At 52.0% G+C, this 17,774-nt stretch carries 15 protein-coding genes and 1 pseudogene; 6 read left to right on the top strand and 10 right to left on the bottom strand.

The genetic code is table 11. The annotated features are described in order from the left end of the window. Positions 1-27: 27 nt before the first annotated feature. The gene (lptM, locus tag KNV97_RS22285) at positions 28-144 is read right to left on the bottom strand and encodes an LPS translocon maturation chaperone LptM (RefSeq protein ID WP_407701894.1); all 117 of its coding nucleotides are present in this window, start codon (positions 142-144) and stop codon (positions 28-30) included. 75 nt (positions 145-219) lie between these two features. On the opposite strand from lptM, the gene cyaY reads away from it, so the two are divergent. Next, on the top strand, positions 220-534 hold the full coding sequence (gene cyaY, locus KNV97_RS19255) for an iron donor protein CyaY (protein ID WP_136487317.1): 315 nt from the start codon (positions 220-222) through the stop codon (positions 532-534). A 55-nt stretch (positions 535-589) separates the two neighbouring features. Here the strand turns inward: cyaY and KNV97_RS19250 are convergent. Beyond that, positions 590-3,117, bottom strand: a pseudogene (locus KNV97_RS19250) (class I adenylate cyclase). Between the two features lie 352 nt (positions 3,118-3,469). On the opposite strand from KNV97_RS19250, the gene hemC reads away from it, so the two are divergent. The 4 genes from hemC to KNV97_RS19230 are packed head-to-tail and all read left to right on the top strand — an operon-like array spanning position 3,470 to position 7,543. Next, positions 3,470-4,408 (top strand): hydroxymethylbilane synthase, encoded by a 939-nt coding sequence (hemC, locus tag KNV97_RS19245; protein WP_136487316.1) that lies wholly within the window; start codon positions 3,470-3,472, stop codon positions 4,406-4,408. Positions 4,409-4,412: 4 nt separating this feature from the next. Then, on the top strand, positions 4,413-5,141 hold the full coding sequence (locus KNV97_RS19240) for a uroporphyrinogen-III synthase (protein WP_136487315.1): 729 nt from the start codon (positions 4,413-4,415) through the stop codon (positions 5,139-5,141). A gap of 18 nt (positions 5,142-5,159) precedes the next feature. Continuing rightward, positions 5,160-6,362, top strand: a complete 1,203-nt coding sequence (locus tag KNV97_RS19235) for a uroporphyrinogen-III C-methyltransferase (RefSeq protein ID WP_218562595.1) — start codon at positions 5,160-5,162, stop codon at positions 6,360-6,362. After that, positions 6,362-7,543, top strand: coding sequence for a heme biosynthesis protein HemY (locus tag KNV97_RS19230; protein WP_136487313.1), 1,182 nt, complete (start codon positions 6,362-6,364; stop codon positions 7,541-7,543). Before KNV97_RS19235 ends, KNV97_RS19230 begins: the two co-directional genes overlap by 1 nt. Positions 7,544-7,663: 120 nt before the next feature. Here the strand turns inward: KNV97_RS19230 and hemN are convergent, their stop codons facing one another. The 5 genes from hemN to KNV97_RS19205 form a co-directional block, all read right to left on the bottom strand. Further along, entirely contained in the window at positions 7,664-9,052 is a 1,389-nt protein-coding gene (gene hemN / locus KNV97_RS19225; protein ID WP_218562594.1) for an oxygen-independent coproporphyrinogen III oxidase, read from the bottom strand. Between the two features lie 140 nt (positions 9,053-9,192). Beyond that, positions 9,193-9,681 (bottom strand): DUF2489 domain-containing protein, encoded by a 489-nt coding sequence (locus KNV97_RS19220; RefSeq protein WP_218562593.1) that lies wholly within the window; start codon positions 9,679-9,681, stop codon positions 9,193-9,195. A gap of 9 nt (positions 9,682-9,690) precedes the next feature. Further along, positions 9,691-10,260 carry a Der GTPase-activating protein YihI gene (gene yihI, locus KNV97_RS19215; RefSeq protein ID WP_218562592.1) on the bottom strand — a complete coding sequence of 190 codons (570 nt, stop codon included), beginning with the start codon at positions 10,258-10,260 and terminating at the stop codon, positions 9,691-9,693. Next, positions 10,260-10,898, bottom strand: a complete 639-nt coding sequence (locus tag KNV97_RS19210) for a class I SAM-dependent methyltransferase (protein ID WP_136487309.1) — start codon at positions 10,896-10,898, stop codon at positions 10,260-10,262. The genes yihI and KNV97_RS19210 overlap by 1 nt, the downstream gene beginning before the upstream one ends. A 725-nt stretch (positions 10,899-11,623) precedes the next feature. Continuing rightward, positions 11,624-12,241, bottom strand: coding sequence for a c-type cytochrome (locus KNV97_RS19205; RefSeq protein WP_218562591.1), 618 nt, complete (start codon positions 12,239-12,241; stop codon positions 11,624-11,626). 146 nt (positions 12,242-12,387) lie between these two features. On the opposite strand from KNV97_RS19205, the gene yihA reads away from it, so the two are divergent. Continuing rightward, the gene (gene yihA / locus KNV97_RS19200) at positions 12,388-13,050 is read left to right on the top strand and encodes a ribosome biogenesis GTP-binding protein YihA/YsxC (protein ID WP_218562590.1); all 663 of its coding nucleotides are present in this window, start codon (positions 12,388-12,390) and stop codon (positions 13,048-13,050) included. 557 nt (positions 13,051-13,607) lie between these two features. On the opposite strand, the gene KNV97_RS22320 is transcribed toward yihA, so the two are convergent. From KNV97_RS22320 to KNV97_RS19190, 3 genes are all read right to left on the bottom strand, one after another. Further along, a complete protein-coding gene (locus KNV97_RS22320; RefSeq protein WP_438356636.1) occupies positions 13,608-13,655 on the bottom strand; it encodes a hypothetical protein in 48 nt (15 codons plus the stop codon). A 192-nt stretch (positions 13,656-13,847) separates the two neighbouring features. After that, positions 13,848-16,649, bottom strand: a complete 2,802-nt coding sequence (gene polA / locus KNV97_RS19195) for a DNA polymerase I (RefSeq protein ID WP_136487306.1) — start codon at positions 16,647-16,649, stop codon at positions 13,848-13,850. 675 nt (positions 16,650-17,324) lie between these two features. Further along, on the bottom strand, positions 17,325-17,753 hold the full coding sequence (locus tag KNV97_RS19190; protein WP_218562589.1) for a GNAT family N-acetyltransferase: 429 nt from the start codon (positions 17,751-17,753) through the stop codon (positions 17,325-17,327). Between the last annotated feature and the right edge of the window lie 21 nt (positions 17,754-17,774).

Raw genomic sequence — 17,774 nt, 5'->3', positions numbered from 1 at the left:
ACTTTCCCTTAATCTAATTGTTTGAATTTACTGACTTTGTTCGCTCTTTTGAGCATCATCAGGCATGTACAGCGGGCCTGTTTGACCGCAGCCTGCCAGCGTCATAACGGACAACAAAAACAGTGCGGTGATGGACTTTTTCATTTTGCATATCGTGCTTATTGAATCAATGCCCCCTATAATCGCACCACAATCAGGAAAAGCAATAGGATAGACAGGATGAACGAGACTGAATTTCATCAACTGGTGGACAGCCAGATGCAAATCATTGAAGAAGCCATTGATGATTCCGGCGCGGACATCGACTACGAGACCAGTGGCAACGTGATGACACTGGAATTTGAAGACCGCAGCCAAATCATTATCAACCGTCAGGAACCGATGAAAGAAATCTGGCTGGCGTCCAAATCCGGTGGTTTTCATTTTCAGTGGCACGATGAACAGTGGATCTGCTCAAAAACCGGCAGCGAATTTTTCACCATGGTCAAACAGGAGTGTGAAAAACACGCCGGCGAAAGTATCGACTGGGAATGAAACGCAAAAGAGCACCTGAGGTGCTCTTTTTTATCGTCAATTTTCTGTACTGGGTTCAGACATTAACTGCTTTGGAAGGTCTGGAATAGACCGCCGAATCGTTACGATACGGCGCCACGTAACTTGCGCCCTCTTCCGGATGCACTATCTGATAATACTGCGGCAGGTTGAAATTAATCAGTTTCGCTGCCAGTTGGTTATCATCCCGCACCGAGGTATAGAAGCTGTTCACGCTGGCAATCATGTCATCTTTCTCACCGCTGAACTGGTGGTATATCTCCACCCGGTTGGTTTCATCCAGCACATAGATGTTGAAGCCTTTTTCAGTATCTTCAAAGAAGAACTGCACCAGCCCCTCACTGGCAAAACCGTCAACCACATCCGGCAGCTGATAATCTTGATCCCTGTCCAGCATCAGCAGCGGTGAGCCTTTCAGCTTATTGGTGGAAATACTGCGGTAGAAATCGACCGAGTTTTCCAGACGTTGCACCGACACGCCGCGCCGTTCGAAGAACAGACCGTACATCTGAGTACCGATACGCAGCGCTTTGAAGCGGCGGCGTTTTTCCTGCTCGACCGGTTTGAGGCGCAGATCGATACATTCCGCCAGTAACTGATAAACCAGATTGCGCATCACCCCGCGCAGGTTTTTGCTGTAGCAGAACACGTCCACCGACTCCGGTGGCAAAGCATCCTGATGCATTTTGCCGAGCACAGTTTTCAGGGCATCCAGCATCGCGGTCTCGCCTTTAAAATGCAGAGTACGCACTTCCTGCCACGAATTGCGATAGACCAGATCAACACTGCCCACCAGGCACTGCTGCTCACAGCCAAAACTGAAGATGTCAGCGTTCTTCAGATCCACTTTGAGCGACTTGCCGCTCAGCTCCACCGTCGGGTCATTCTCGAAATTAATGAACATCGCCAGCTGGCTGATTTCACACGGACTCGCCAGCGCTGCCATGGTCGGACGACGTTTGTGCAGCGAGAAAGTGTTACGCAAGTCACTCATCATCTGATAGAACTTGTCGATATCGAGATGTGCTTCACGCACCACAGAGTGCAAACGGGTCGACTCAGTGATCAGGCCGTTGAAAAACGCCCACGCGACCAACTTACTGAGATATTCATTGTGCTCCAGGTAGGGCTGACCGATGATTTGATGTGCCACCAGCGGCTGTTTATACAGATACCAGCCCGCCTTGTTCGTCCGGTCCGGGCAGACTTCGATAAAGGTCAGGTCGGGCTCATGTAAGTCCGGCGAAATCTGCGGATTGAGTAACGTGACTTTACCCGGCAACACCTCAAAGGCAGCATACAGCTTACGCGCCAGAATCGAGATGTCCTGCGGACTGATGGCCGAGGTAATATCATTGCGCCGTGCAAACTGAATCAGGTTACGGTAACTGACCATCAGCGCATCCAGCAGCGCGTGGTGCACCCTTTGACCTGCTCCACTTTCCAGTTACGCCGATTGTCGAGCTCTTCGAGCGTCGCTTTATCCCAGTGCCAGTGCTGCACCATCTCGCTCAGCGCTTCTCGGCGCCAGGCTACCGAGCCGACACCCGGTTCACGGGATAGCTTTTCGTGGGTTTTAAGATAGAAACAGCGCCGCACCAAATCGAGACGGGCGTGATCACCAATCCGCTCCAGGTAACAGGTCACCTTGGCCAGCATCAGATAATAGGCATCCATACTGTACAGATCCGGCTCATGGGCGAAGAAGCGACGCTTGGTATCAATACTGAGCAGTTGGGTATGCGGGTACTCCCACGAATACGCCTCAAGCAGAGTCGCTTTCAGTACCGATTTATACGGCGAATCGATACTCTTATACAGCTGCCATAAATTGGCACCAAAGTACTCCTCGGCCGGAATCCGGTTAAGGCGACCAAAGTCGATCCATTCGCTGCAATCAATATAATCGTTGCTGCACAGCTGCTTAACGTATTCGTCGTAGCACTCTTCCATTTCCGGTGGCACAATTTGCCACAGCAGGCGTTTGCCGGCCAGACGTACCGCCGAACGGTAGAACTCATCCAGCAGCAGTAAGTGCTGGGACGAACCGCAGTTTTCGCCGGTCATCTCATCTGACTGGTTATGACGAAAGCGCTCTTCATCCATGATAAAGAAGTTGGCTTCCACACCCTGACTTTTCGCCCAGTCGGTGATCAGTAAACATTTATTGCTCAGGCAGTCACGCGCGTCGCAATCCATGTCCGCCTCCACACACACCCAGATATCGAGATCGCTCGAGGTACTCTGACCGATCGATGAAGTACTGCCCATTGTATAGAGACCTAAAATCTCTGGCTGGGCGGCGCTGAGCAGCGGCTGGCCAAGGGTCAGTTCGGTATCGTCCACAAACTGTTGCTGAATGTCATTCAGAGAAAACTGGTGAATACCGTACGGTACCTGGTCAGCGTAATAGCCGGGGATCAGAGGATGGTTGTAGTGCAGCAGGGCCGGGATCAGATGAAAAACACGCTGACCTTGTAAATCCATAAGCGCCAGCGCCCGCTCAGTGCGTTGCCGGTTCAGCTTATCTAATCTCTGTAATAAGGTCTTGGTGTAAGCCTGCAAGGTCAGTTCCCTTGATTGAAACATAAATGCACAATTTGATTGTGTTTTGCGCAAAACAGCCAACAAAACGTGATCAATTTAACACTTTAATTTGTGTTGGTAAAGCATCTGCTCTGTGGTTAACACTAAAGTCGTATTAAACAAAATGCGCCAAATTCAGAGTCGGCATAGTGTCCACGCTAAGCAGTGCTTTGTAATAATAGCTCAGTTTATAAACGAGAGCCTAATCACACAATTTTGTACCGCTGTTACAGCGGCGCGCAGCAAATCCGCCGGACGGTGATCTTGTAGTGAGAAATTTCTGTCCGAAATGGTAGGATGAGGCCATTGTTGACTGTCAAACGGGAATATCATGACCTCTACCACCCCAATCCGAATCGCGACGCGCCAGAGTCCACTCGCCCTGTGGCAAGCCCATTACGTCAAAGATGCACTGCAGGCGGCCCATCCCGGTCTGGAAGTGGAACTGGTCACCATGGTGACTCGCGGCGACATTATTCTGGATACCCCACTGGCCAAAGTTGGTGGTAAAGGGTTGTTCGTCAAAGAGCTGGAAGTGGCCATGCTCGAAGGACGCGCCGATCTCGCCGTGCACTCGATGAAAGATGTTCCGGTCGACTTCCCCGAAGGCCTCGGCCTGGTCACCATCTGTGAACGTGAAGACCCGCGTGATGCGTTCGTGTCAAACCAATACACATCACTCGATGAGCTGCCACAAGGCGCCGTGGTCGGTACCTGCAGCCTGCGCCGCCAGTGTCAGCTCAAAGAAGCGCGTCCGGATCTGGTGATCAAAGAGCTGCGCGGCAATGTCGGCACCCGCCTCGGCAAACTCGATGCCGGTGAATATGACGCCATTATTCTCGCCGCGGCCGGGCTGAAACGCCTCAAACTGGAACAGCGCATCCGCAGCCTGATAGAGCCGGAGCAATCATTGCCGGCGGTCGGCCAGGGCGCGGTCGGTATTGAATGCCGTCTCGATGATGAACGCCTGCGCAGACTGCTGACGCCGCTCAGTCACGCCGACACCACTGACCGTGTATTGTGTGAACGCGCCATGAACCTGACCCTGGAAGGCGGCTGTCAGGTGCCAATCGGCAGCTATGCTCTGCTTGACGGCGATGACCTGTGGCTGCGCGCCCTGGTCGGCGAACCGGATGGCTCACTGATTGTGCGCGGTGAAATCCGCGGTCCGCGTCAGGATGCAGAACGCCTTGGAGTCGAGCTTGCTAACCGGCTGCTGGACGACGGCGCACGCGATATTCTGACCAAGCTGTACGCCGAGCACGAGTAACGCGATGGCGGTTCTGGTGACACGCCCTGACACTCAGGGCAAGGAGCTGTGTCAGCAACTGGTAGCGCTCGGTATCCCTGCCCTGCACCAGCCCCTGATCGGGATCGAAGCCGGTGCCGATTTACCTCAACTGCCACAGGCCCTGCTGCACTGTGATTACGTGCTGGCTGTCAGCCAGCACGCGGTGTTACTGAGTCAGCAATTTCTCCACGCTCAGCAACTGAAATGGCCCGCCTCCCCCCGATACCTTGCCGTTGGTCAAAAAACTGCACAGCTTTTAAGCAAAGTCTGTGCGCAACCAGTACACTACCCGGACATCAGCGACAGCGAACATCTGCTCGCTCTGCCGGAATTGCATCATGTACGAGGTCAACGGATCGAAATTCTGCGCGGCAACGGTGGCCGGGAATTGATTTACGACACTCTGTGTGCTCGTGGCGCCATGGTACGTTACCGTGAAGTGTATCAGCGTGTAGACTTGCCGTTCAGCGCGCCAACTAGCGTGGCTCGCTGGCAACAGGCGCAGGTTGACACGCTGGTCATCACCAGCAGTCATCAGCTGATGTTTTTTGTTTCGCAACTGACCGGGGCAGACCTGAACTGGGCCCTGAGTCTGAAATTACTGGTTCCCAGTGACCGAATCGCCCACGATGCCCAGCGCCTGGGATTCAGCCATGTCGTGACCACAGGAAGTGCGGCGAACCAAGATTTAGTGGCGGCTCTCCAGCCTTAACACACAGGACTCTTAGCAATGACAAGTAAAAAAGATAATCCACAGCAGGAACCTGAACAGTCATCCGTACCTGCTGCTGATTCCAGCATGCAAACCTCAGCCCATGACGCAAACGGCGCCAAGGCAGCCAACGCTGACGGCGAAGCTGCCGCAGCGAAACCGGCAGACAGTGAGACAAGCGTGACCGAGAAACAGGCCAAACGCGGCGTCAAACTGGGCACGATTGCGATTGTCCTGGCGATTCTGTTTGGTGGCGGCCTGACCCTGCACAGCCAGCAACAACAGGCGCAGTACCAGGCGCAAATTAAAGCGCTGCAAACCGAGCTGGCCCAGACCCGCGCCAGCATCGATCAAAAACTGGCCGATGCGAAGCAGCAAGCGGTCGAGCACGCCAATGAAGTCACTCACCGCGCCGAAGTGGTGCTGACCCAGCAGCAGAAAACCATCGAAAGCCTGCAGGTAGCCGTCGCCGACATGAAAGGCCGTCGTCCTAATGACTGGCTGCTGGCCGAAGCCGACTATCTGGTCAAACTGGCCGGGCGTAAACTGTTCCTCGAGCACGATGTGGAAAGCGCCACTCAGCTGATGGAAAGTGCCGACCAGCGTATCGCTGCCCTTAACGACCCGAGCCTGACGCCACTGCGTAAAGCAATGGCAAACGACATCACCAAGTTAAAGACCATTCCGCTGCTGGACCGTGACGGTCTGGTGCTGCGCCTGATCAGTCTGCAGCAGCAGGTTGACCATCTGCCGCTCGCCAACGCGATTCTGCCGCACGCGGCTGAACAACAGCCACCAACGGTCTCGCAAGACATCAACAACTGGCAGCAGAACCTGATGACATCGCTGAAAGATTTCGCCGATAACTTCATCACTTTCCGCACCCGCGATGGTAATGTGGTGCCCCTGCTGTCACCGGAGCAGCACTTTTACCTCAAAGAAAATCTGAAAGCCAAGCTGGAGACCGCCATCAAAGCGGTATACGCAGAAAACCAGGAGATGTACACCACCGCTCTGTCCACCGCCGCCCAGTGGTCCGGCTCATTCTTTAACCTTGATGACAGCCAGGTAACGGCGTTCAGTAGCACGCTTGAACAACTGGGCAAGCAGAAGGTCCAGGTCGAGTATCCGGTGAAACTGGAAACGCAGAAACAACTCAGTGACGTGATCAGTGAACGTCTGCGCCGCTCCATCAGCTCGATGACGACGGAGGAGAAATAATGGTCAGATTACTGTTTCTGTTCATTGTGCTCGGCGCTGGCCTGTTTGCCGGCACCCAGTATGCCGGTCAGCAGGGTTACGTGCTGATTTCAGTAGCCGAACACACGATTGAAATGAGCGTCACGACCCTGGTTATCTTAGTGATTGCTGCCCTGGCCGGTCTGTTTGCCCTGGAGTATGTGGTGAAGAAGCTGATTTACGCCAGCTCATCCACCTGGAACTGGTTCAGTGTGCGTAAGATGAAGCGTTCCCGTCGTTATACAAACGAAGCCATCATCAAGCTGCTGGAAGGCGACTGGAAGCAGGCAGAGAAGAAAGTCACCCGCTGGGCCAACCATCATGACATGCCGCTGCTGTGCTACCTGGTGGCATCGGAGGCCGCCAACGGCATGGGTGATCGCAGCAAACGCGACCACTATCTGGAGCTGGCCGCCCAACAGGACAATGCCACTCTGGCGGTCGAGCTGACCCGCGCCAAGCAACAGATCAGTGACGGTGAATTGCAGGCGGCACAAAGCACGCTGAGTGCGCTGCAACAACAATATCCGGATAATACGGTGCTGCTCAATCTGCTCAAGCAGACCTATCTGCAGCGCAAGGAGTGGCAAGCGCTGCTTGATCTGCTGCCGAAACTGGTCAAGACCAAGCATATCAGCCAGCAGGAAGCCGATGCGCTGACCACCACCGCTCAGCAGGGATTACTGGAAAGCATTGCCAGCCAGCAAGGCAGCGAAGGGCTGATCAGCCACTGGAACGGACTCAGCCGCAAACAACAGGCGGAGCCGCAACTGGTGCTGGCGTTTATTCAGCAGCTGATTAAACGTAAAGCCGACCATGAAGCCTTCACCCTGATTAAGGAAAACCTGCATAAGCACCGCTCAGCGGAGCTGTACAGCCTGCTGGCAGAACTCAACCTCGCGGACCGCCATCCGGCGATTGTGCTGCTACAGGAGGCCTTGCAGCGTGACGGTAACAATGCCGAAGCGCACAGCGCACTTGGCCAGCTCTATCTGCGTGAGCAACAGTGGCAACTGGCGCAGCAGCATCTGGAAACGGCGCTGTCACAACGCGCAAGTATTTCCGATTACGCTTATCTGGCCGATGCCCTGGAAAAACAGCATCTGACCAAAGCGGCGCATGAAGTGACGCGCAAGGCCTTGACGCTGCTTGAATCGGCCTGATTCGCCGCCAGGTGGCACCCCGCCTGCTGCGACAGTACAGACAAAAAAAACCAGCGTTGCTACGCTGGTTTTTTATCATGTTGCTGTTTTAGCGCGCCACACTTTGAGCGTGGTGAGAGATTAAATCACACGCGAGAACTGCTGCTGACGAGCGCGGCTGCGCAGGTATTTATCAAAGCACATACAGATATTGCGAATCAGTAAGCGGCCACGCGGTGTCACCTGAATAAAACGCTCATCAACACTGACCAGTCCATCATCAATAAAGCTTTGCAGCAGAGCCAGATCCTCACGGAAATAATCGCCAAAGCGCACCTTAAAGCCGCGCTCAATCGCCTGCTTATCGAGGCTGAAATTACAGATCAGCTGCTTAATTACTTCACGGCGCAGTAAGTCGTCACTATCCAGAGCCACCCCTTTCCACAGCGCATGACGCATGTCATTGACCTGCTCGTAGTATGTTTTCAGCTCTTTCTGGTTCTGAGCATAAGCATCGCCAATCATCGAAATTGCCGAGACGCCAAAACCAACCAGGTCACATTCGCCCTGCGTGGTATAACCCTGGAAATTACGGTGCAGTACACCGTTGCGCTGTGCAACCGCCAGTTCGTCATCCGGCAACGCAAAGTGGTCCATACCGATGAACTGATAACCGGCTTCGGTCAGCGTGTTGATGGTGTACTGCAGAATCGCCATCTTCTCTTCGGCGGGCGGCAAATCCGCGTCTTTAATCTTACGCTGCGCGGCAAACAGTTGTGGCATATGGGCGTAGTTGAAGACCGACAAACGGCCCGGCTGCATCGCCAGCACCTGCTGCAGTGTGGCACTGAAGCTGGCCAGGGTCTGCTTAGGCAAACCGTAAATCAAATCCAGATTAGTGGAGCGGAACCCCAGCTGTTTGGCACGCGCAACCAGATCAACAATAAACTGCTCATCCTGCTCGCGGTTGACCAGTTTCTGCACTTCTTTATTGAAATCCTGCACCCCGATACTGACCCGGTTGAAGCCTTCCTCACGCAGATGGTCGAGGACATCCAGCTCAATTTCACGCGGATCAATCTCAATACTGATTTCCGCATCCGCTGTAAAATCAAACTCTTCGCGCAGCAGAGTCATCAGCCGGCTGATCTGTTTTTTGCTCAGGAAAGTGGGCGTACCACCACCGAAATGAAGCTGAGTGACGTGACGGCCACCGAGCAGAGACGCACGCTGGAGGATTTCATGCTCAAGCACGTCCAGGTACTCATCCGCTTTATGCGCATGACGGGTAATGACCTTGTTACAGCCGCAGTAGTAACAGAGCTTGTGACAAAACGGAATATGGACATAGAGCGACAACGGGCGGTCCGGATACTGGGTACACGCCATGTCGTAGTCAGCAATAGTAAACGCTTCATGAAACTCTACCGCGGTCGGGTATGAGGTGTAGCGTGGCCCTGAATAGTTGTACTTGTCTAAACTGGCTTGATCCCAAACGATCTGCTGGCTGGGTACGACATACGACGACATAGTGTGACTCTTTCCATTTTCTGCTGTGACGAGCTATTTTGCCACACGACAGCAGAGTGCAGCGTGGCAAACGTAGAATTTGTGAACAAAATATTCGAAACTGCTAGCATGATCACTCACTCTTTCGAGTGAGTGATCATTTATACCATCTGAATCGCGATTTGATTATTCAGCGGCTGAACACGTTTTTGCAGGGCCTTCAGCTCTTCAACAATGGCATCGTTGAGACGGGTTTCGGCTTTCTGGCGAATCAGGTTGTGCTGCATGCGATCCTTCTTCACCATTTGCTGACGAGCTTCACCACGCGGCATATCTTTTACCGTATGGTACAGCTCGGCGATTGCCGGAAATTCGCGGTCGAAATCAACCCGGTTATCACCTTGGACATAATCCATAATGCAATACACCCGGATGCTGATTTCCGACAGATCACACTGGCCCTGAATCCCCGCCATACAGAGAATGTTGACGTTATCGAAAATATTCGCGTTGCGCTTTTCGATCGCCAGAGCCTGGTGCTGCTGCTGCAGCTCCTTTTGCTTTTTCAGTTGCAACAAAAGGTAACCCGCATAGGCCGCAAGGCCCAGAATAATCACAGCGCCAGCTATCGCTAGTAGGGTTACGTTCATGGTGCCACCTTAGTCTTTGTAATCATCCAGATCGAGATTTTCGAACTGCGACAGCAGATCGTCATCCGTTTTCGCCTTAGCTTTGGTTTTAGCTTTCGCGACCGGCTCAACTGGCTGTTCTTGTTCCAGCTCTTCGCTGCCGTCAAACAGACCGAGCTGCTTCATCAGGATTTCAATCCGATCCAGCTTCTGGTCCACGTATTTCTGCAGACCGGCCCCCAGCTTCTCGCCGTTATCGATCCGGTCCAGCAACACGTTCAGCTGCGCATCATTTTCCAGCATCGCCAGTTCCTGCTCAGCAGAGGCGCGACGCTCCTGCTTGTTCAGTTTCTTTGGCGCTTCGGCAATCAGCGGAATTTTTTTCTTGCTGCCCAGACGCGGATCGCTCTGCTGCGCTGCTTTACGCTGCGCTTCCTGCGAGCCTTCCGAGTGACGACTGCCGGTTTTCAGACCTTTGCGCTTTTTGAGTTTTTTGCGCAGACGTCCTTCCAGCTCACCAGAAGTACGGTTATGTTTACGAGCAAAAACCAGATCGCCATTGATACCGGTTTTGCTGATTGATTCTTTTTGTCGAGTCATTACTGGGGTTTCCTCAGTAAAATTACATCATTGCCTATAAATTCAAGTTCGAGCTGATCCCGCTCTGCCAGAAATTCAAACGTGTGGCGGCTAAAAAAGATCACATGGGTCAGATCATTTTTATAGTGCCATGTCGCGAATGCGTCCACATTTTTGACCATCTTGGTCATCAGACCAATCCAGCCACCTGGCTTAACTAAATTTAACCATTGCTGCCAAACCTGGGCCGGATCGTGCAAATGCTCGATCACTTCAGTGGCAGTCATAAAATCATAGCTGGTCTCCAGCACCTGGCGCCCTGGATGATAAAACACATCATACAGCGCCACCTGATGGCCGGCTTCTTCCAGCATCAGGGACAACGTCGGTCCGGGACCACAACCAAAATCTAACCCCTTAGATTGAGGCGCCAGCCTGGCCAGTATCGGATCACAGACACGGGATAAAAAGCGACGATAACCAGCATCAGCCGGGTCATTTTCATGTAAATCGTAAAAGGCTTTTTCACGCACGGCGTCCAGGCGGTGCTCCGGATTGACAAACACCAGTTGACACAGCTGGCACTGCAGGTACGCACGGTGCTGGTCTTCATAGTAAGCGTGAGTGTCGTTACTGTGACATAAAGGGCATGGGTGCATACAGACATCCTTCAAACGGGGATGCGAAACATACCAGAAACTGGCTGTAGAGTGGAGAGTGATCGTACAAAATCGCGCCGATTTTGTAAAAAAAGCCAGCGCAAATAAAAAAAGCGGCAGGTTTCCCTGTCGCTTTCCAAATCGTCACCTGAAGTGACGAAATCGGGTCGCACCAGATGGTGCACCAAATGTCCGTTTGTTTTTCGGGCTTTCCGTGCCAAAAAGTGTGGTTTGTCATCATCCTGATGAGTTATGGCAATCCCTGATTACTTCCTGTATCCGGGCGCGTCCTGCGCCTGATTCCTTGTCACTGTCTTTACCTTAAGACCAGTTAACCATCCTTGTTGCGCTTCACTCCTGTAAAGCGTTTCCCTGTCCGTTTACCAGCATTCCTCGCCAGCTCCGTGGAGACCTGCCTGGTCTGAATTCCCTGTTCAGCGTCATGCCGATGACCCTACTTTACCCGCTTCGCACTCCGGCACAATGTGCGCCAGCGCAAACTTTGCTAACCTCACCCGACTCTAAAAATTATTATGTTTTAAATCAGACAATTAACCTAAAACCAATCCCGATAAAAATGACAACTATAGCCAATGTCTTACACACGGCATGGCAAACTCAGCCTATCCCGGCGTTCGTCTCAAACCGATCCGTCTTAAACGAAATAACCCCGCCAGGCGGGGTTATTTCAACAGCAATGCTCGAACAGGTGTAGGACAAAAAGGTTAGTGCAGGCCGCCGACATATTTGGACAGGGTTTCGATATCAGCATCGGTCAGTTTTTTCGCCACATCACGCATCATCGCGTTCATGTCGTTACCGCGCTGATCATCACGGAATTTTTGCAGCTGGGCTTTGACGTAGTCCGCATGCTGGCCCGAAATTTTCGGGAAACCGGACAGTTCGGTGCCGTTACCGCGCGGGCCGTGACAGGCAATACATGCCGTCAGTCCGCGGGACGCATCACCGGCGGTATACAGCACCTTGCCCTGCGCTACCACGTCTTCCGGGGTGGAGTTCGTTGATATCGGCAACGACGCATAATAGGCAGCCAGATCGGCCATATCTTCTTCGCTCAATGGCATCGCCATCGCGCTCATCACCGGATCATAACGGCCTTGTGCACCACCGCTCGACATACCAAGCTTGAGATCTTTCAGCTGCTTCTCAATATACTTAGCGTGTTGACCGGCCAGTTTAGGGTAAGTGGTAATTTGACTGTTGCCATCTGCACCATGGCAGGCAACACACGTTTGGGATTTTGCTTTACCAGCTTCAATGCTGCCTTGGGCCCATGCAGAGCAGCTGGCTAAAAGACTTAAGATTAGCGCTAATTTCTTCATGACATTCCATTTATAATTATCAAGCTTCCAGTACCAGAAGGTACCACTCATGGTACAATAAGCGACCTTATGCCGAGCACGGTTATATTACACAATTTCACCAAAAAGTAATCAATCGACAACTCAAAGTCGAGATGGAGTTAACAGTGAGCGTAAAAATTCATTATCAAAACACGCATTTCATCACCAGTGCGCCAGACATTCGCCATCTTCCCGCTGATGAAGGTATCGAAATTGCGTTTGCAGGACGCTCAAACGCTGGAAAATCCAGTTCTCTCAATAAGTTAACTAACCAAAAAAACTTAGCGAAGACCAGTAAAACTCCCGGCCGTACTCAGCTGATCAACCTGTTTAAGGTGACCGAAGGCTGTCATATTGTCGATCTGCCTGGCTATGGATTTGCCCAGGTGCCGCTGGAAATGAAGAAAAAGTGGCAACAGTCACTGGGGGAATACCTGCAAAAGCGTACCTGCCTGAAAGGTCTGGTGGTGCTGATGGATATTCGCCATCCGATGAAAGATCTCGACCAGCAGCTGATTATCTGGGCAGTGGAATGCAACATTCCGGTCCAGGTGCTGCTGACCAAAGCCGATAAACTGAAAAGCGGCGCGCGTAAAGCTCAGTTACTGAAAGTGCGTCAGGATGCGCTGGAGCTGGGCGGCGATGTTAAAGTGGATGCGTTTTCGTCCCACAATGGTATCGGTGTCGATGTATTACGTCACAAACTCGATAGCTGGTTTGCACCAATGCTGGCACAGCTGGCCGCCGAGGAAGCCACAGCCGAGCAGTTTGATGATCCACAGCAGTAAACGCTAACCAACTGCAATTTACGCCCACTTATTATTTGATTGCCCTGCACACGCAGGGCTTTTTTTCGCCCGTCAATCAGTGCGCGGCCGTGTTCAAACAAAACAGCTTTCACAAGCAACAGTTGGCCCAGGACACAAATAAAAATCCCCACCATCCTGGTGGGGCAACGGGAGAGAAATAGGAGGTAATTATTGTTATGGCGCTAGGATTGATTAATTTACGCCAGATTACAATATGGCCGGATCACGAAATTCACTCACCTTCCCGACCGAAAAAAATGACAACTAAACCATATAGATCATCAAGATAGAAACAAAACGGCCGTCCGATCCGCTTAGTTTACTCGCAGAAATAACCAAAAGTGTGAATGACGATGAATTACAGAAATGGTTACTGGCTTTCGCCGTTGTTCGCAGAGTGACAGAGCAGGAGAATGGGCTTGGTCAGGCAGACCACGTGGATAAAATCAGTTCAGAGAGTGGCAAACGGGCAGCTTCAGATTAAACGCGGCCCAATAAAAAACGCCCCAGTCAAAAGTGTGACTGGGGCGGCTGAATCAGCCTAATCCAATAACGTGAAACAAAAGGTCTGAAAGATAGAACATCTTACCTCTGTACCCTACGGAAGTTAATGTACAACAATTGGTCACAAATGGGAACTCCTTTTGTAGTTTTTTTTCATTAAATTTTTATTAAGCAACATAAACTTCTGAAATACACTTACTTTTTTATTGATAAAAAAAGCCAGCGACTGTGCGCTGGCTCATGATATTTCAGTGGATTAGGCGATATTCTGTCTAGTGTGCCTCATCCCAGTTGTTACCGTGACCAGATTCAGCCACTAAAGGCACCGCCAGAGATGCGGCAGATTCCATCAGATTCTGTACTTTACTTTCAATTTCGGACAAAGCTGACTCTTCGACTTCAAACACCAGTTCATCGTGGACCTGCATCAGCAGTTTCACCCGACCAGCCCCTTCCGCTTCGATCCATTCATCGACCAGCAGCATGGCTTTCTTGATGATGTCCGCTGCCGTGCCCTGCATCGGCGCGTTGATTGCCGCACGCTCAGCCGCTTTACGACGCATACCGTTGCGCGACTGAATTTCCGGCAAATGAAGACGACGTCCGAAGATGGTTTCCACATAGCCCTGTTCGGCTGCCGTACTGCGGGTATCTTCCATGTACTGCATCACGCCCGGATAACGCTCGAAGTAAGTATCCATATACTGCTGCGCTTCACCACGCGGAATGCCGAGTTGCTTGGCGAGGCCAAAAGCACTCATGCCATAGATCAGACCGAAGTTCACCGCTTTGGCACGGCGGCGCTGTTCGCTGCTGACCTGATCAATACTGACTCCGAGAATTTCCGCTGCGGTCGCGGCGTGGATATCTTTACCCTGTTGGAAAGCTTCCAGCAGCGCTTTATCACCGGACAGATGCGCCATAATACGCAGTTCAATCTGCGAGTAGTCGACAGCCATAATTTTCCAGCCGTGTGGCGCAATAAACGCCTGACGGATACGACGCCCTTCCTCATTACGGATTGGGATATTCTGCAGGTTAGGATCGGTCGAGGACAAACGCCCGGTCGCCGTCACCGCCTGATGATAAGAGGTGTGCACCCGGCCGGTACTTGGGTTAATCATTTTCGGCAGTTTGTCGGTGTACGTCGATTTCAATTTGGCCAGACCGCGGTATTGCAGAATCACGGCCGGCAACGGGTAATCCAGAGCCAGCTCCTGCAGCACTTCTTCGTTGGTCGACGGAGTACCGGACGGCGTCTTCTTCACCACCGGCAATTGCATCTGCTCAAACAAAATGGTCTGCAGCTGTTTTGGCGAGCTGAGGTTAAATTCCTGACCGGCGATATCAAACGCTTTCTGCTCTAGTTCATCGAGCTTGTGAGCAATCTCCTGCGACTGCGCACCAAGCAGCATGTCATCGATCAGGACTCCGGTACGCTCAATACGCGACAACACGGGCACCAGTGGCATTTCAATGTCACGATAGATACGCTGCAAAGACTCATCCTGATCGATAAGCGGCTGCAGACGGTGATGCAGACGCAGCGTCACATCGGCATCTTCTGCCGCGTAAGGCGCAGCCTGCTTAAGATCGATTTGGTTAAAGGTCAGCTGGTTTTTGCCTTTGCCGGCCACCTGCTCAAACGAAATACAACTGTGCTGCAAGAAACGCAGTGCCAGGCTGTCCATATCGTGCTTACCACCGACGCTGTTATAAACGTAAGAGGCCAGCATGGTATCGTGCTTAATACCGCGCAGTTCGATGTTATAACGGGCCAGCACACTGGCATCGTATTTGAGGTTCTGGCCCACTTTGGCCTGCTGTGCATCCTGCAGAATGGGCTTGAGCTGGGCCAATACCCAGTCGCGGTCCAGTTGCTGCGGCGCATCGAGATAATCATGCGCGACCGGCACATAAGCCGCTTCGCCTTCCGCTACCGCGAATGAGACACCGACCAGATTGGCCACCATGTAGTCCAGGCTGTCAGTTTCGGTATCAAACGCAAACACTTCAGCCGCTTGCAGCTTATCCAGCCAGCGGGCAAACGCCGCTTCATCAACAATGGTTTCGTAATGGCTGCGATCAATCGTCACTGCTGAGGTATCCGCCGCAGGCACTGAAGAGGTTTTCGCACCACTGGACGCTGCGCTGGCGCCGGTTTTTTCCGCCGCTTCCACCACGCCGTTGCCACCTTCCAGCAGTTCGGTCAGCCAGGATTTAAACGCCAGCTTGCCGTACAGTTCAATCAGAGCATCACGGTCTGGGGTATTTTTCAGCAAACTTTCTGGTGTGCAGTCCAGCTCGACGTCCAGTTTGATGGTCGCCAACTGATAGGACAGCATGGCATTGTCGCGGTTATCCTGCAGCTTTTTCGCCATGGTTTTCGAACCACGGAAACCGAGCGCGGCAATATCATCCAGCTTGTCATACAGATCATTCAGACCACCGATACCCTGCAGCAGCGCAGTCGCGGTTTTATCACCCACCCCGGGCACACCCGGAATGTTATCGACTTTATCGCCCATCAGCGCCAGATAATCGATGATCAGCTCGGGCGGGATGCCGAATTTTTCGATCACCCCTGCACGATCCATCACCACGTTGGTCATGGTGTTGATCAGGGTAACGTTGTCATCCACCAGCTGCGCCATATCTTTATCACCGGTGCTGATCAGCACCGGCATACCGGCTTGCGACGCCTGGTGCGCCAGGGTACCTATCACATCATCCGCTTCCACGCCTTCAATCGACAGCAGCGGCAGCCCCATGGCACGGATCACCTGATGCAGCGGCTCTATCTGACAACGCAGATCATCCGGCATTGGCGGACGGTGCGCCTTGTACTCGGCATACATATCATCACGGAAGGTTTTGCCTTTGGCGTCGAACACCACCGCAATACGCTCACTGGCAAACTGACGCATCATGGCTCGCACCATGTTAACCACACCATAGACGGCGTTGGTCGGGATTTCACCATTACTCATGGTGCCCGGGTAGGCGTGAAAAGCGCGGTATAAATAAGAAGAACCATCAATCAGAATTAACGGGTTATCAGGGATGCGGGCCATAGATTTGCTATCCAACAAGAAACAATGCCGCTTAGGATGCCATGACTGCTGTCCGGTTTCCATGTTCAAGCGCCAAAGCGCGCTCTATGTGGCAGCAATTATTCCCCCAGACCTGGTCCGCCTTGGTCGGCCCCCTGTGGATAACTCTGTTCATAGATTTTATCCACTGGTTATTAAATGGCACATAAACTGCGATACAATCATTTTAAGTGTATATTTTTAAATGACTTTCACAAAGATCGATCAATCTCATTACGATCCTTTTCCGATCATGCAATGTGGAAAAGACACTCGCTGTCCTTTTACTCAACCACCCTGCTGCAGGTAGCCAGAGTGCTGGCGAATCATTCGGATCAGGCATGAAAGTTAAACATTACGCTGCAAAGCTGCCCCCGCGCGGATAACAGGCATAAAAAAAGCGACATCCGAGAATGTCGCCTAGCAATATAAGGTGAAAGTCCGTTAGCTGTCCTTTCCCATAAAGCTTAAAATATTACACTGGAAGCAATGTGAGCAATGTCGTGTCAAAAAGAATGTGTCCGGCCAAACTTCTGTGTTTTGTCACCAGTGGTGTGCCGCACTGTCTGGCTGGTCACTTATTCCCTAAGACAGGTTTAATAATAATGATTCTCATTTCGTAGTCAAGCTCTAAATGAGAAAAAATCTCATTTATTTTTAAAAATATTTAATCAAGTACAGTCGGCTCTCAATCAAAGGGTCTACTTTTTCAAAATTTTCAATAAGATAACCATTTCTCAGCAGTAAACGTAACATGGCCGGAAACTGATTACGCGATTTAACCGTTAACGCCTGATATCCCTGCTCTGTTACCCATCGCTCCTGAGCCTCGAGCAACTGCTGCGCCACACCACGATTACGCGCTGCCGCCGTCACACCACCAAACCAGCTGTAGAAGGTGCTGGCATCGACCTGATAGCCAATTTTAAACCCCAATAGTTGCTGCTCATCTTCCGCCACCAGAATAAGATGCCGCTTGCCTGCCAAACGCAGTGCCATACTGGCGCGGTTCTCGCTGCGGCTGAACTCAGCGATTTGCGCAGCAACCTGCTCCGCCTCTTGCAGGGTTCCGATCCGAATTTGCATCCCTTACTCCTCGTCATTCTG

This window comes from Vibrio ostreae (genome assembly GCF_019226825.1).
In the GTDB taxonomy this organism is placed as follows: Bacteria; Pseudomonadota; Gammaproteobacteria; order Enterobacterales; family Vibrionaceae; genus Vibrio; species Vibrio ostreae.
The sequence above is the reverse complement of the archived record's forward strand: the minus strand, read 5'-3'. Positions and strand labels throughout refer to the sequence as shown.

What these genes read in the sequence shown, in the direction of transcription:
- lptM (WP_407701894.1), bottom strand. Translation starts at nt 144, where the DNA reads ATGAAAAAGTCCATCACCGCACTGTTTTTGTTGTCCGTTATGACGCTG.
- cyaY (WP_136487317.1), top strand. Translation starts at nt 220, where the DNA reads ATGAACGAGACTGAATTTCATCAACTGGTGGACAGCCAGATGCAAATC.
- hemC (WP_136487316.1), top strand. Translation starts at nt 3,470, where the DNA reads ATGACCTCTACCACCCCAATCCGAATCGCGACGCGCCAGAGTCCACTC.
- KNV97_RS19240 (WP_136487315.1), top strand. Translation starts at nt 4,413, where the DNA reads ATGGCGGTTCTGGTGACACGCCCTGACACTCAGGGCAAGGAGCTGTGT.
- KNV97_RS19235 (WP_218562595.1), top strand. Translation starts at nt 5,160, where the DNA reads ATGACAAGTAAAAAAGATAATCCACAGCAGGAACCTGAACAGTCATCC.
- KNV97_RS19230 (WP_136487313.1), top strand. Translation starts at nt 6,362, where the DNA reads ATGGTCAGATTACTGTTTCTGTTCATTGTGCTCGGCGCTGGCCTGTTT.
- hemN (WP_218562594.1), bottom strand. Translation starts at nt 9,052, where the DNA reads ATGTCGTCGTATGTCGTACCCAGCCAGCAGATCGTTTGGGATCAAGCC.
- KNV97_RS19220 (WP_218562593.1), bottom strand. Translation starts at nt 9,681, where the DNA reads ATGAACGTAACCCTACTAGCGATAGCTGGCGCTGTGATTATTCTGGGC.
- yihI (WP_218562592.1), bottom strand. Translation starts at nt 10,260, where the DNA reads ATGACTCGACAAAAAGAATCAATCAGCAAAACCGGTATCAATGGCGAT.
- KNV97_RS19210 (WP_136487309.1), bottom strand. Translation starts at nt 10,898, where the DNA reads ATGCACCCATGCCCTTTATGTCACAGTAACGACACTCACGCTTACTAT.
- KNV97_RS19205 (WP_218562591.1), bottom strand. Translation starts at nt 12,241, where the DNA reads ATGAAGAAATTAGCGCTAATCTTAAGTCTTTTAGCCAGCTGCTCTGCA.
- polA (WP_136487306.1), bottom strand. Translation starts at nt 16,649, where the DNA reads ATGGCCCGCATCCCTGATAACCCGTTAATTCTGATTGATGGTTCTTCT.
- KNV97_RS19190 (WP_218562589.1), bottom strand. Translation starts at nt 17,753, where the DNA reads ATGCAAATTCGGATCGGAACCCTGCAAGAGGCGGAGCAGGTTGCTGCG.